The sequence below is a fragment of the Kitasatospora sp. NPDC008050 genome (genome assembly GCF_042957465.1).
Lineage (GTDB): Bacteria > Actinomycetota > Actinomycetes > Streptomycetales > Streptomycetaceae > Kitasatospora.
Map to the genome: position 1 here is coordinate 169,134 of NZ_JBIBIJ010000009.1, position 13,359 is coordinate 182,492.

General features: G+C 72.3%; 12 protein-coding genes and 1 tRNA gene. 9 read left to right on the forward strand and 4 right to left on the reverse strand.

All coding sequences use genetic code 11. The annotated features are described in order from the left end of the window. The first annotated feature begins 132 nt into the window (after positions 1–132). Both ACFZB9_RS19770 and ACFZB9_RS19775 read left to right on the forward strand, forming a co-directional pair. Positions 133–990 (forward strand): hypothetical protein, encoded by an 858-nt coding sequence (locus tag ACFZB9_RS19770; RefSeq protein WP_391448782.1) that lies wholly within the window; start codon positions 133–135, stop codon positions 988–990. A 313-nt stretch (positions 991–1,303) separates the two neighbouring features. After that, the gene (locus ACFZB9_RS19775; protein WP_391448784.1) at positions 1,304–1,726 is read left to right on the forward strand and encodes an integrase core domain-containing protein; all 423 of its coding nucleotides are present in this window, start codon (positions 1,304–1,306) and stop codon (positions 1,724–1,726) included. A 189-nt stretch (positions 1,727–1,915) separates the two neighbouring features. On the opposite strand, the gene ACFZB9_RS19780 is transcribed toward ACFZB9_RS19775, so the two are convergent. Continuing rightward, positions 1,916–2,003 (reverse strand) — tRNA-Leu (locus ACFZB9_RS19780). Between the two features lie 252 nt (positions 2,004–2,255). Between ACFZB9_RS19780 and ACFZB9_RS19785 the strand changes: the two genes are divergently transcribed. The 3 genes from ACFZB9_RS19785 to ACFZB9_RS19795 all read left to right on the forward strand — a co-directional run bounded on the left by ACFZB9_RS19785 (position 2,256) and on the right by ACFZB9_RS19795 (position 5,498). Continuing rightward, entirely contained in the window at positions 2,256–3,593 is a 1,338-nt protein-coding gene (locus ACFZB9_RS19785) for a M20/M25/M40 family metallo-hydrolase (RefSeq protein WP_391448785.1), read from the forward strand. Between the two features lie 375 nt (positions 3,594–3,968). Then, positions 3,969–4,211 carry a chaplin family protein gene (locus ACFZB9_RS19790; RefSeq protein WP_391448786.1) on the forward strand — a complete coding sequence of 81 codons (243 nt, stop codon included), beginning with the start codon at positions 3,969–3,971 and terminating at the stop codon, positions 4,209–4,211. Between the two features lie 297 nt (positions 4,212–4,508). Further along, positions 4,509–5,498 (forward strand): chaplin, encoded by a 990-nt coding sequence (locus ACFZB9_RS19795; protein WP_391448788.1) that lies wholly within the window; start codon positions 4,509–4,511, stop codon positions 5,496–5,498. A gap of 178 nt (positions 5,499–5,676) precedes the next feature. On the opposite strand, the gene ACFZB9_RS19800 is transcribed toward ACFZB9_RS19795, so the two are convergent. Beyond that, the gene (locus ACFZB9_RS19800) at positions 5,677–5,874 is read right to left on the reverse strand and encodes a DUF5703 family protein (protein ID WP_221521849.1); all 198 of its coding nucleotides are present in this window, start codon (positions 5,872–5,874) and stop codon (positions 5,677–5,679) included. A gap of 454 nt (positions 5,875–6,328) precedes the next feature. Here ACFZB9_RS19800 and ACFZB9_RS19805 point away from each other — a divergent pair, with 454 nt between their 5' ends. Beyond that, entirely contained in the window at positions 6,329–6,931 is a 603-nt protein-coding gene (locus ACFZB9_RS19805; protein ID WP_391448790.1) for a hypothetical protein, read from the forward strand. 106 nt (positions 6,932–7,037) lie between these two features. Here ACFZB9_RS19805 and ACFZB9_RS19810 read toward each other — a convergent pair whose 3' ends face one another. Beyond that, on the reverse strand, positions 7,038–9,410 hold the full coding sequence (locus ACFZB9_RS19810) for an ATP-binding domain-containing protein (protein WP_391448792.1): 2,373 nt from the start codon (positions 9,408–9,410) through the stop codon (positions 7,038–7,040). Beyond that, the gene (locus ACFZB9_RS19815) at positions 9,407–10,387 is read right to left on the reverse strand and encodes an aldo/keto reductase (protein WP_391448794.1); all 981 of its coding nucleotides are present in this window, start codon (positions 10,385–10,387) and stop codon (positions 9,407–9,409) included. Before ACFZB9_RS19815 ends, ACFZB9_RS19810 begins: the two co-directional genes overlap by 4 nt. Before the next feature lie 294 nt (positions 10,388–10,681). Between ACFZB9_RS19815 and ACFZB9_RS19820 the strand changes: the two genes are divergently transcribed. From ACFZB9_RS19820 to ACFZB9_RS19830, 3 genes are all read left to right on the forward strand, one after another. Continuing rightward, positions 10,682–11,728, forward strand: coding sequence for an LLM class F420-dependent oxidoreductase (locus ACFZB9_RS19820; protein ID WP_391448795.1), 1,047 nt, complete (start codon positions 10,682–10,684; stop codon positions 11,726–11,728). 182 nt (positions 11,729–11,910) lie between these two features. After that, positions 11,911–12,627: a histidine phosphatase family protein gene (locus ACFZB9_RS19825; protein WP_391448797.1), complete on the forward strand. Its 717-nt coding sequence runs from the start codon at positions 11,911–11,913 to the stop codon at positions 12,625–12,627. A 116-nt stretch (positions 12,628–12,743) separates the two neighbouring features. Continuing rightward, positions 12,744–13,319: a DUF3090 domain-containing protein gene (locus tag ACFZB9_RS19830; RefSeq protein ID WP_391448799.1), complete on the forward strand. Its 576-nt coding sequence runs from the start codon at positions 12,744–12,746 to the stop codon at positions 13,317–13,319. Positions 13,320–13,359 lie beyond the last annotated feature (40 nt).

The window sequence follows — 13,359 nt, forward strand, 5'->3', positions numbered from 1 at the left end:
CCCGTCCCGGCGATGGAAACGAGTGGACGGGACGTGCCGCACTCTGCGGACACCTGCCGCCGGGAGCCCGGTGGCAGGTGTCCGACCCCGACGGTGTAAGAAAAGGATCAGTAACTTCCGGAGGGGATGTTCATGCGAACCACACGCGACAGAAGACCCGCGGCGCTCAGACGCGCCGCCGCCGCCGTCCTGCTCGGGGCGACCGCGCTCGCGACCGCAGCACCCGCGGCCGTGGCTGCGCCGTCGGCGGCCACCACGATGCTGGCGACCGGCTCCACCTCGGTGGACCAGTCGATTCTGCAGTCGGGTCAGTCCCTGCAGCCGGGCCAGAGCCTGGTGAACGGTGAGATGACCCTCATCATGCAGGGCGACGGCAACCTCGTGCTCTACCTGGTCGGCCCGTACGGCAACCACGGCCCGGCGCTCTGGAGTTCCGGCACCTACGGCAATCCCGGGGCCTACGCGGTGATGCAGGCCGACGGCAACTTCGTCGTCTACCGCCAGGGCCGCAGCGACCCGGCCGGCGCCCTCTGGTCCTCCTGGACCTGGGGCAACCCGGGCAGCACCGTCGGGATCCTCAACGGCACGCTCGCCGTCGAGGGCATGAGCGGTGTCCACTGGCAGGGCTATTCGAACACCCTCTACGGCAACACCGTGACCGGCATGATGTCGTCCAAGACCTATGCCGAGTCGGCGTCGGTCTGGCTGGTCATGCAGGCCGACGGCAACCTGGTGCTCTACCGCAAGCGCGACGGCGCGGTGCTGTGGGCCAGCGGCACCTGGAACCACCCCGGCGCCTACGCCGTGATCAGCGGCGGCCGACTGACCGTCAGCACCTCGGGCGGGCAGCTTTGGTCCAGCCAGAGCGGGGACCTGCGCGAGTCCTCCTACCTCAAGGTGCAGGACGACGCCAACGTCGTCGTCTACCTCCAGGGCCGCAGCGACCCGGGCGGTGCCATCTGGTCCACCGGGACCTGGGGCCGCGGCTGATCCGGGCCGCCGCCCACCCGGTGGACGGGCGCGCGGCCCTGCGACACCTTGTCGGGCTCGGAAAGTCATCGCTGCAGGTGGCAGTGGTAGGGCGATCTCGGCTGGCACTGTCTCCGGTGATCGTCTCGCTGCTGTACAAGGTGGCCCGCAAGCTGTTGTCCGTCCCCGGGGGTGCTGTTGCGCCGCGACACCGCGAAGGATGCCGAGTTGCTCGTGCTTCGGCACGAGAACGCGGTGCTGCGTCGCCAGATCGCCGGGCCGGTCCGCTACGAGCCGACGGACCGGCCCCGCCCATCCAACGCGGGACTGGGCTGTGCAGCAGCCCCGCAACATCGCGGCGGACTTCGGCACGCGTATCGAGTCGCTGCGCTTTTTGGTGCGCGACCGCGATGGCAAGTACGGACCGTCCTTCGACGCTGTCTTCGAGGCTGACGACATCGACGTGATCAAGAGCGCGCCGCGAGCTCCCCGGATGAACGCCCACTGTGAACGGGTGATCGGCAGTATTCGGCGTGAGGCCCTCGATCACGTTCTGATCGTGAACGAGGCCCAGGCTCGGCAGGTTCTGGGTGCCTGTCAACGGCACTACAACGAGCACCGGCCGCACCGGGCCCGCAAGCAGCTACCGCCCGACGCCCACGAGCAGACCACCGGCGTACATGACCTCGAAGCCCGCAGGCTCCTGCGAACCCGTGTCCTCGGCGGCGTCATCAACGAGTACCGATACGCAGCTTGACCAGCAACGATGACTTTCCGAGCCCCACAGGTCAAGGTACGGCCGTCGTCGCGCCGAAGGCGCTAAGAAGCCGGCGGCCTCAAGCGCCGGCCGGATCGGGCTCGCTGCCCTGGTCCAGGCAAGATCAACTCTGTTGGTCACGCGAGTGCCTGGAAACGCAAAAAACCCTTGATAAACAAGGGTATCTGCTGGTGTCCGAGGGGGGACTTGAACCCCCACGCCCGATAAAGGGCACTAGCACCTCAAGCTAGCGCGTCTGCCATTCCGCCACCCGGACTAGGTGGTGTCTGCGGGGCTTGCGGCCTCGCTGACATGCATAACTGTAGCAAAGATCGGCTCAGGGGCCCAAAAGCCTGGGGGAGTGGGGGTGGCCGGGCGGTGGACGGGAGGGTTCGGAGAGGTTCTGGGGGGATTTCCTTGGGGTGGGGCAGGGCGTGGGGGAGGATGAGCGGGAGGGTGCTCGACGGTTCCCGGCGAGGTCGGGGGCGGCCGGACGTGTGCCGGGTCGGGCGGACGAGGAGGAGTGGGTGTGGTCGAGTCGCAGGCGCAGCAGGCGGGTGGGTCGCGGGTGACCGGGGAGTCGGAGGTCGCCGATATCTGCCGCGATCTGATCCGGATCGACACCAGCAACTACGGCGACGGGTCGGGCCCGGGGGAACGGGCGGCGGCCGAGTACGTCGCGGAGCAGCTGGCCGAGTTCGGGCTGGAGCCGCAGATCATCGAGTCGGCCAAGGGCCGGGCCTCGACCGTGGTGCGGATCGAGGGTGAGGACCGATCGCGGCCGGGGCTGCTGATCCACGGGCACACCGACGTGGTGCCGGCCAACGCGGACGACTGGACGCACCACCCGTTCTCCGGCGAGATCGCGGACGGCTGCGTCTGGGGTCGCGGCGCGGTGGACATGAAGGACATGGACGCGATGACCCTGGCGGTCGTCCGGGACCGGCTGCGGACGGGGCGCAAGCCCCCGCGTGACCTGGTGCTCGCGTTCCTGGCCGATGAGGAGGCCGGCGGCACCTACGGCGCGCGGTACCTGGTGGACAAGCACCCGGGGCTGTTCGAGGGCGTGACCGAGGCGATCGGGGAGGTCGGCGGGTTCTCGTTCACCGTGGACGACAAGACCCGGCTCTACCTGATCGAGACGGCCGAGAAGGGCATGCACTGGATGCGGCTCACGGTCGAGGGCCGGGCCGGGCACGGGTCGATGATGAACGACGACAACGCCATCACCGAGCTGTGCGAGGCGGTGGCCCGGCTGGGGCGGCACGAGTTCCCGCTGCGGATCACCAAGACGGTCCGCGCCTTCCTGGACGAGCTGTCGGACGCGCTGGGGGTGCCGCTCGACCCGGAGAACATGGACGAGACGCTGCGGATCCTCGGCGGGGTCGCGAAGATGATCGGCACCACGCTGCGCAACACCGCGCAGCCGACCATGCTGGGCGCCGGCTACAAGGTGAACGTGATCCCCGGGCAGGCCACGGCGCATGTGGACGGGCGCTTCCTGCCGGGCTACGAGGAGGAGTTCCTCGCCGAGCTGGACAGTGTGCTCGGTCCGCGGGTGAAGCGCGAGAGCGTGCACTCGGACAAGGCGATCGAGACCAGCTTCGACGGCCCGCTGGTGGAGGCGATGCAGCTGGCGCTGCGCGCCGAGGACCCGATCGCCCGGGCGGTGCCGTACTGCCTGTCGGGCGGCACCGACGCCAAGTCGTTCCAGGACCTGGGTATCCGCTGCTTCGGGTTCGCGCCGCTCCAGCTGCCGCCGGAGCTGGATTTCGCGGGGATGTTCCACGGTGTGGACGAGCGGGTGCCGGTCGACGGACTGAAGTTCGGCGTGCGGGTGCTCGACCGCTTCATCGACGCGTGCTGACCGCGACCGTGATCACCCGGAGTGCGATCAGCCGGACCGTGATCACCCGGAGTGCGAGCGCCGGGCAGGTCGAGCGGTAGCCGATCGGTAGTCGAGCGGTAGGTAGGCAGAACGCGAACGGCCTGGCGATGGGCCCGCTCCGGGAGACTGAAGAACCTCCCGGAGCGGGCCTTTTTGTGTGAGGTGATGATGAGTTGCCGTCGAAATACACCTCTGAAGAATCGTTTCTTCCCCCTTCTTCCCGGTCGCTCATCAGAGCGAAACCTCACCGCTGCGAGTGAATGCCGAGTGAGTGGCGTACCCCATTCGGCAGAGTCCTCGTTCACTCCTATGGCGGCTCGGGGACCGGGCTGCTCAGATGATCAGGAGGAAAAGATGAACGCGAAGAAGATTGCCGTCATCTCGGCTGCCGCCGGTGGGCTGATGCTGGCCGGAGCGGGTGTCGCGTCCGCGCACGGCGGGGCCGGCGCCGAGGGTGCCGCAGTCCACTCGCCCGGCGTCGTGTCCGGCAATGTCGTCCAGGTTCCGGTGCACGTTCCGGTGAACGTCTGCGGCAACACGATCAGCGTGGTCGGCGTGCTGAACCCGGCCTTCGGCAACGGCTGCCAGAACGTCTGACCAGCCGTCCGGTCAAACGTCCGACCGACGTCTGACCGACCGTCTGGCCATATATCTGAACCGAACATCTGACCATAGGTGAGTCGGTTTGATGATGCACGAAAGAGGGGCGTCCCGGTCGGGGCGCCCTTTTCGTTGTTCAATCCACCTGATCGGGTGAGGCGCGTCCGTCCGGGTCAACCTTTTCGAAGCCGGCTCGTTAGGCAGTGGGCGGGAATGGATTTCGTCGGAAATACCGACCATCACATGTCAGGGGTACCTATGCGACAGGTTGCCAGGAAAGGGATCCTTACGGCGGTGGCCACCGGCAGCGTGCTGGCCTCCACGGCGGGTTATGCGTACGCGAGTGCGGATGCGAGCGGCGCGGCGGTCGGCTCTCCGGGGGTCGGCTCGGGCAACACCGTGCAGGTGCCGGTGGACGCGCCGGTCAACGTCTGCGGGAACACGGTCGATGTGGTCGGGCTGCTGAACCCGGCTTACGGGAACCAGTGCGGGAACAGCTCCCCGCACGGCGGATCCGTGCACGGCGGCCAGCACAGTGGCGGCCAGAACGGTGGCAGCCAGGGCAGCGGCCAGAACGGTGGCACGCAGAACGGCGGGGGCCAGAACGGCGGTCAGGGCAGCGGGCAGCAGGGCGGAGGCAGTCAGGCCGGCGGCCCCGGCGGCGCGGGCGGCCAGAACGGTCCTGGCGGTGGCCCCCAGCAGGGCAATTGGCCTGGCACCCCGGGCGTGCCCGGTGTCCCCGGCACGCCCGCCATGCCTGGCGGCGGCAGCTCGGGCCCCCAGAGCGGACCGGTCTCCCACACGCCGGCCGGCAGTTCGACCAGCGGCGGCAGTTCCGCCTCCGGGGTCAGCTCGCACTCGCCCGGCGTCGCCTCGGGCAACACCGGCCAGCTGCCGGTGGACGTGCCGGTCAACCTCTGCGGCAACTCGATCGACGTGATCGGCGCGCTCAACCCGGTGATGGGCAACGACTGCGCCAACCACGAGAGCGCCCCCGTCACCCCGGCCCCCATCGCGCCGCCGGTCTACACGCCGCCCGCGCAGACTCCGCCGACCCAGACGCAGCCCACCGGCTCCACGCGCGCGCCTGCGCCGCCCGCCGTGGTGCCCGTGGCGGCCCCGGCGGCCGGTGTGCCGGCCGCAGCCCCTCAGCCCGCGGCGCCGGCGGCGGTCAAGCAGCTCGCGTTCACGGGCTCCCAGGGGCTCGATGTGATCGCGCCGGCCGGACTCGCGCTGCTGATCGCGGGCGGGGTGCTGTACCGCCGCTCCCGTACGGCTGCCTGAGCTGCGCCTTCAGCAGCTGTAGCGGCCGCACGGACATCGCGGCCGACCGAGTTCGACGCGGGCCGGCGCTCTCCTGGGAGCGACCGGCCCGCCTCGCCTTCCCGTTCCAGCTACCGCGCACGCAACTATCCAGCTACTACCCGCCGCTACCAGCTACCGCGCACGCCGCTACCACCTGCTACCAGCTGCTGCGTACCTGCCGGATGATCCGGCGGCGCAGCAGCACCGTGCGGCTGCCGTCGGGGAAGAGCCGTAGCCTGTCCAGCTCCCAGTGTCCGTACTCGGCGTGCTCGGTGAGCAGCTGCCGTGCCGCGTTGCGCGTCGTACCACGCGGCATGCGCAGCGACTGGTACTCGTACTCGGGCTGTCGGACCAGCTTCGGTGGGGTCAAGATTCGCCTCCTGCGCGACGTCTTCAGGCAAGCCTACGACCTGCCTCCGACGGTGACACCGGCCCGGTTGTAGGCCCGGACCGGCCTCAAGTCGGCCTCGAGCCGGGCTTGAGTCGGACTTGAGTCGGAGCTCCAGGGAAACGCCGGCTGATGTTCGGTCAATTCCCCTAGAGCAACGGCTTCCGCCCTCTGCCAGGAGGTCCTACCCGCGTCGGCGGCCACGAATGCGCCGCACCTGAGGTGCGCGATGGCGGGCGGCGGTGGGCGCACCACCCCCGCGTGCGTTCTCGGACGGACATCGGGAGGGCGCGGTGGGCGGTGCTCGGGGCGGGCGCAGAAGCACATGGTTCGGACATCACGGGTCAAGTTGCCGGGGTTTCGGAAACTGAGAGCGGAACCCCTGTGCGCCCCGGGCCCTGGTACGGATAGCGTCTGACTCATGTCTGATGCCGCGCAGCTCACCCGCACCGAGGTACGCGAAGCCGCCGAGGCGGTCAAGGCCGCCATCGACCGCCATTTGGAAGCGGTGTCCAGCACCACCGCCGACGATGATCCGGCGGTGTTCGCCGCGTACGAGGAGTTGGCCGCGGCGGCCATCCACTACGACCAGCTGCTGTACGAGGTCTATGACGAGGTCACCCCTTTCGAGGTTCCCGGCGACGGCGGACCCGGCAGTTACCAGGGCCCGGAGGAGCCGGAGGCGATCAGCGTGCTGATCCGCCGCGACTACCGGATCGCCGACCCCCGGCGACTGCGCGTCCAGGCGGAGCGCCTGGACGACTCGCTGCCCGCCGTGGCGGACGCCGCGGAGGGGGTCACGGCCGCGGTCGGGATCGTCTTCGGCGAGTTCGACCCGGACGAGATCGCCGCCCGCGCCGAGGAGTTCGGCCTGGAGGAGGGCGACTCGACGCTCTGGGTGACGGTGACCGAGTCGGCCGAACCCGGGGAATGGCTGGCCGAGCCGTTCGACAGCCCGGACCCGCAGCTGCTGCTCTGCCGGTTCGACGTCAGCGAGGTCTATGACGACGACGAGGTCGACTGAGGGCCGGCCCGAGGGGGCGGTGCCAGAGCCACCGCACCCCTCGGGCTGAGCTCAGCGCCTGGCTCGCTCAGCTCACCTCACCTCAGCCCAGCCCAGCCCGCCGCCGTCAGTACGCCTGCTCCGTGTGCTCCGCCAGGATCGCGCGCAGCCGGGTGGTGCGGGCGGTGGCGGGGCGTTCGGCGACGGCCTGGGCGAGCGCGGGGCCGGCGGCGTGCACCACCGACAGGTGGCGCTCGGCCCGGCTGAACGCCGTGTACACCCACTGGCGGGTCAGGCCGGCGGCGGCATACTCGGGCAGTACCACCACGACGCCCGGCCAGCGCCGCCCGACGGCCTGATGGGCGGTCAGCGCCCAGCCGTGGCGCAGCCGGTCCACCTGGGCGGGCGGCAGCAGCAGCTCCTCGCCGTCGGCCAGGGCCAGCCGCAGGCCGGCGGCCTCGCCGCCGAGCACGGAGCCGGGGCGGTTCACCCCGGGCAGCGGGGAGTAGACCACCCGGTCACCGGGGTCGAAGCCGGCGAACCGCCCGGGACCGGGGTTCAGCTGGGCCTTGGCGGCGCTGTTGAGCGCGCGGGTGCCCGCCTCGCCGCCGTGGCCGGGGGTCAGCAGCACGGTCTGCTCGGCGGGGATGCCGAGCGCGCGCGGGATCGAGTCGGTGAGCAACTGGACGGCGCGGTGGACGGCCTCGCCCGCGCCGCGCGCGGTGAGGATCACCACCTCCTTGTCCGGTGCCTCGACGCTCTGCAGCTCACCGATGCCGATCCCGGAGACCAGCTCGCCGATCGGGCTCAGATCGGGGGTGCGGGAGGCGACCACGGGGCAGGCCTTGGCGGCGAGCAGGTCGGCGAAGAGTCGGCCGGGGCCGGCCGACCAGAGCTGGCCCGGATCGCCGGACAGCACCAGCCGGGTGCCGTCGGCCAGTGCCTCCACCAGGGTGGCGGCCAGTTCGAGGTCGAGCAGCGGGGCGTCCTGGACGATCAGCAGGTCGACGGCGAGTGAACCGTCCGCGGCCCGCCCGGGGGCGTTCCCGGACGGGCCGGCGCCGCCGAGCAGCTCGGCCAGGGTCAGCGAGGGGACGCTGCCGGAGGCAGTCCCGGCCGGCAGCAGCGCGGTCAGCGCGTCCCGGCCGTGCTCGCTCCAGGCGGCGGCCCAGGCCCGCAGGCCCAGGCCGCGCGCGGCGGCGAGCAGCGCGGCGAGTTCGGCGCGGGCGGCGGCATCGCCGGTGTGCAGCACGAGGGGGTTCGTGGCGACGGCCCGCAGCAGGGCAGCCGCCGAGGAGGACGGCGCGGCCGCGGCAGCGGCTTCCCACGCCTCGGCGGTCGGCTGCGCCGGGACGTCCGCGGCGGCCGCCTCAGCGTCGGCGGCCCCGTCGGTCGGCTCCTCGCCCGTGGGCTCCTCCTCGGTCGCGGCATCCGTGCCGGCCTCGGCGTCGTCCCCGGCGTCGTCCCCGGCGTCGCCCCCGGAAACGCCGGCATCCGGCTCGGCAGCATCCGGCCCGGCAGTCTCCGGAGCGGGCGGCTCGAAGGTGGACATGATCCGGACCAGCCCGTCCGCCGCACTGTCCTCGGCGAGCGCCAGGCGCTCCAGCGTGAGCAGCATCCGAACCGGCGGCTCCTCGTCCTCGTCGGCGGAGTGCGCGCCGGGGCCGGTCTCCTCCTCCTGGAAGGGCATCACCCGGCCGTCCAGCACGGCCTCCTGAATCGCCTGCTCGGGCTCGGGCAGGCCGAGCTTGGCCAGGCCGGCCCGCAGCTCGCTCGCCTCCAGCGCGGAGTGGCCGCGGACGGCGGCCTGCTCCAGCAGCCAGACGGCCAGTGCCTGCCCGCGGCGGGGGTCGCCGGGGCCGGCCTGCGAACCGAGCAGCGCGCGGGCGAAGCCGTCCGTCTGCTCGGGACGCACCCCGGGGAGCGCGAGCAGCGCCCACGGGTCAGCACGCAGGGCCTCGGCGGCACCCTCGCCGAACGCGGCCAGGGCGGCCGACGCCAGCCCGGCGACGGCGGGCGCGGGAGCGCCACCGGCGGTCAGCACCTCGCCGACGGCCCGCAGGGCGGCCGCCCGTGCCTCGTCGGGGGCAGTGGCGGGCGCGGAAACCGGCGCGCTGGGGGCAGGCGCGGAGCCGGAACCACCGGCAGAACCGGTGGCCGCAGCTCCGGCCCCGGCAGCCCCGCCCCCGATCGTCCGGATCGCCTCGGCCAACGCGGCCACCTCGGCGGCCCGCTGTGCCGCTTCGGCAGCCCCGGCCCCACCAACCGCGGCCTCACCAGCCCCAGTGGCGCCGGCCCCACCGGCCTCAGCCCCACCGGCCCCGGCGTCCGCCCCACCCGGCACCGCCTCCGAACGCGGCTCGGGCACCGCCTCCGAGCGCGTCTCCGGCCCTGCCACCGCCTCCGAGCGCGCTTCAGCCCCCGTCACCGGCTCAGGTGCCGTCCGGGCCTCGGGCTCCGTCTCCTGCGGGCCCTCGCCCGGGTCCTGCGTCTGACTCACAGTTCGTTCCAGTCCTGATCAGGGTAGCGACGCACCGGCGCCGAGATGTCGTCGAGCGCGCCGCGGATCTCATCCGGAAGCGTAAGCGCCTCCACCGACAGCGCCGACTGCAGCTGTGCCGCCGTGCGCGCCCCGACGATCGCGCTCGCCGTGCCGGGGCGGTCGCGCACCCAGGAGAGCGCCACCGCCAGCGGGCTGCTCGCCAGGCCGTCGGCCGCGGTGGCCACGGCGTCCACGATGCGCCGGCTGCGCTCGCCGAGGTAGGGCTGCACGAAACCGGCCAGGTAGGGCGAGGCGCCCCGGGACTCCGGCGGGATGCCGTGCCGGTACTTGCCGGTCAGCACTCCCCGCCCGAGCGGCGAGGAGGCGAGCAGGCCGACGCCGGCGTCCTGCGCGGCCGGCAGCACCTCGCGCTCGACACCGCGTTGCAGCAGCGAGTACTCCATCTGTGTGCTGGCCAGCGGCACCCGGCCGACGGCGCAGCGCTGCCAGGTGGCGGCCTTGGCGAGCTGCCAGCCGCTGTAGTTGGAGACGCCGACGTAGCGGGCACGGCCGGAGCTGACGGCCAGGTCCAGCGCGTGCAGGGTCTCCTCGGTGGGGGTGGCCGGGTCGAAGGCGTGCACCTGCCACAGGTCCACGTGGTCGGTGCCCAGCCGGCGCAGCGAGGCGTCCAGCCCGGCGAGCAGCCGTCCGCGCGAGGCGTCGAAGCGGCGGGTGGCCTCCGTGGCGCTGCCGGACTTGGTGGCGATCACCAGCTCGGAGCGCGGGATCAGATTGTCCGTCAGTCGGGAGAGCAGGTATTCGGCGCCGCCGTCCGCGTAGACGTCCGCGGTGTCGACAAGGGTGCCGCCGGCGTCCACGAACTCCTTCAACTGCTCGGCGGCCTCCTGCTCGTCGGTGTCCCGGCCCCAGGTCATGGTGCCCAGGCCGAGTCGCGAGACGCGCAGACCGGTGCGGCCGAGATGACGCTGCTCCATGGCAGGGGGACCCCCTCGATCGTGATGTGAACGCCGTGGCCGCGCGCTGGTCCGCGGCGGTGGAAGCGCCTGGCGGGGACGGCGGAAGTCGGCACTGCCGAGCGTAGTGGGCGGCCCCCGGCCCGCCGTGCAGACCCGCAGGGCGGCGCCGCCAGACCTGCGGAAACGGTGCACCCGGGCCGGCGGAGGGCAGCGCGCGTGATGTGACCCGCGCCACCACTACCGGCCAGTAGCAGGCCTTCGCCCACCCGGCTACTCTCGGCTCGGAACCCCCTCCCGAAAGGCGTGGCAGCTATGCGACTTGGCATCAACCTCGGTTACTGGGGACTCGGCCTGGACGCCGACAACATCGCCGTCGCCCAGGAGGCGGACCGACTGGGCTACGCGGTCTGCTGGGCCGCCGAGGCGTACGGCTCGGACGCGGCCACCGTGCTCTCCTACGTCGCGGCGAAGACCGAGCGGATCGACGTCGGCTCGGCGATCTTCCAGATCCCGGCCCGTACCCCGGCGATGACCGCGATGACGGCCGCCACGCTGGACACCCTCTCCGGCGGGCGGTTCCGCCTCGGGCTCGGGGTCTCGGGGCCGCAGGTCTCCGAGGGCTGGTACGGCGTGAAGTTCGACAAGCCGCTCGCCCGCACCCGGGAGTACGTCGAGATCATCCGCAAGGCGATGTCGCGCGAGCGGTTGACCCACGAGGGCGCCAACTGGACGCTGCCGCTGCCGGGTGGCCCGGGCAAGGCGCTCAAGCTCACGGTGGTGCCGGTGCGCGAGCGCATCCCGCTCTACATCGCGGCGATCGGACCCAAGAACCTGGAGCTGACCGGCGAGATCGCCGACGGCTGGCTCGGCATCTTCTTCTCGCCGGAGCACGCCGCGGCCTCGCTCGACCCGCTGGCGGCGGGCCGGGCCAAGTCCGGGCTGACCCTGGAGGGCTTCGACCTCTGCCCCACGGTGCCGATCTCGGTCGGCGAGGACATCGCGGCGGCCGCCGACACCCAGCGCGACTACACCGCGCTCTACATCGGCGGCATGGGCAGCAAGGACAAGAACTTCTACAACCAGCAGGCGCGGCGGATGGGCTTCGAGCAGGCCGCCGAGGAGATCCAGCGACGCTATCTGACCGGTGACAAGGCGGGTGCCGCGGCCGCCGTGCCGCAGGAGCTCATTGACGCCACCGCGCTGCTCGGCACCAAGGAGCGGATCGCGGACCGGATGCAGGCCTACGCGGCGGCCGGCGTCAGCACCCTCACCCTGTCCCCGGCGGGCTGGACGCTGGAGGAACGGGTCGCGGCGCTGCGCACCGGCGTCGAGGCGCTCGAACTGGCCGGCCTGGCCTAGCGAGAGCCCAGGGCCGGTCCGAAAGCCCAGGGCCTGTCCGGTACCCAGAGCCTGTCCGGTACCCAGGGCCTGTCCAGCAGGGCCCGGCGCCCCGCCCCTGGTCACGGCCCGTCAGGCGGCCCGCGCCCCCGCCGGTACCCCTCGCCCTACGGAACGTCCCGCCCGGACCGTAGGCTTGGGGCATGCCCACTCTCCTGTTGGTACGCCATGGCCGGTCGACCGCGAACTCCGCCGGGATCCTCGCCGGTTGGACACCCGGTGTGGACCTGGACGAGAACGGCCGGGCGCAGGCGGACGCCCTGGTCGACCGGCTGGCCGGGGTGCCGCTGGTCGCCGCGGTGAGCAGCCCGCTGGAGCGCTGCCGGCAGACCCTGGCCCCGCTGCTGGCGGCCCGCCCCGAGTTGGGCGAGCCGACGCTCGACGAGCGGTTCGGCGAGTGCCACTACGGCGAGTGGACCGGCCGCCCGCTCGCCGAACTGGCGCTGGAGCCGCTCTGGCGCACGGTCCAGGACCACGCCTCGGCGGCCGCCTTCCCCGGCGGCGAGACGCTGCGGGCGCTGAGTCACCGCACGGTGGCGGCGGCGCGCGAGTGGGACGAGAAGATCGCCGCCGAGCACGGATCCGACGCGGTCTGGATCGCCTGCACCCACGGCGATGTGATCAAGGCGGTGGTGGCCGACGCGCTCGGCCTGCACCTGGACCACTTCCAGCGGATCAACGTCGACCCGTGCACGGTCACCGCGATCCGCTACACGCCGCTGCGCCCGTTCCTGCTGCGCATGGGCGACACCGGCAACCTGCGCGGCCTGGGCCCCAAGCCGCACGCCGGGAACCACGGCAAGAGCGCCGACGGCGCGTCCGGCGACGCGGTGGTCGGCGGCTCCACCGGCACCGACTGACCAGGGTGCCGAAGCCGTAGGGTGAAAAGGCGCGCCCGTCCCGTCCCAGACGCCCGTCCCGTCCCCACCCCCGACACCCCAGACCCCCGACCCGTTACACACCCCGGAGCGAGAGAGTGCCCCGACAGGTCTTCTTCTATGACCAGCCCGAGCGGTTCGTGGCCGGCACCGTCGGCCAGCCCGGCTCGCGGGCGTTCTTCCTGCAGGCCAGCGCGCGCGGCCGGATCACCAGCGTGCTGCTGGAGAAGACGCAGGTCGCGGCGCTCGCCGAGCGGGTCGAGGAGGTGCTGGACGAGGCGCTGCGGCGCAGCGGCGGACAGGCGCCGATCCCGGCCATGGCGCCGACGGAGCTGGTCGACACCGCGCCGCTGGACCTGCCGCTGGAGCAGGAGTTCCGGGTCGGCACCATGGCGCTGGCCTGGGACAGCACCGAGGGGTACCTGGTGGTCGAGGCCCAAGCGGTGATCGAGGACGCCGAGGACGCGGAGGACGAGGAGGCCGAGCTGGCCTTCGAGGACGACGAGAACGGCCCGGACATGCTGCGGGTCCGGCTGACCGGCGCGATGGCCCGGGTGTTCGCCAAACGCGCGCTCGACCTGGTGGCGGCCGGCCGCAAGCCGTGCCCGTTCTGCAACCTGCCACTGGACCCGGAGGGCCACCTGTGCCCGCGTCAGAACGGTTACAAGCGCTGAACACCGACCAGGATCCGACGGACCAGGACGGCGCCCAGGA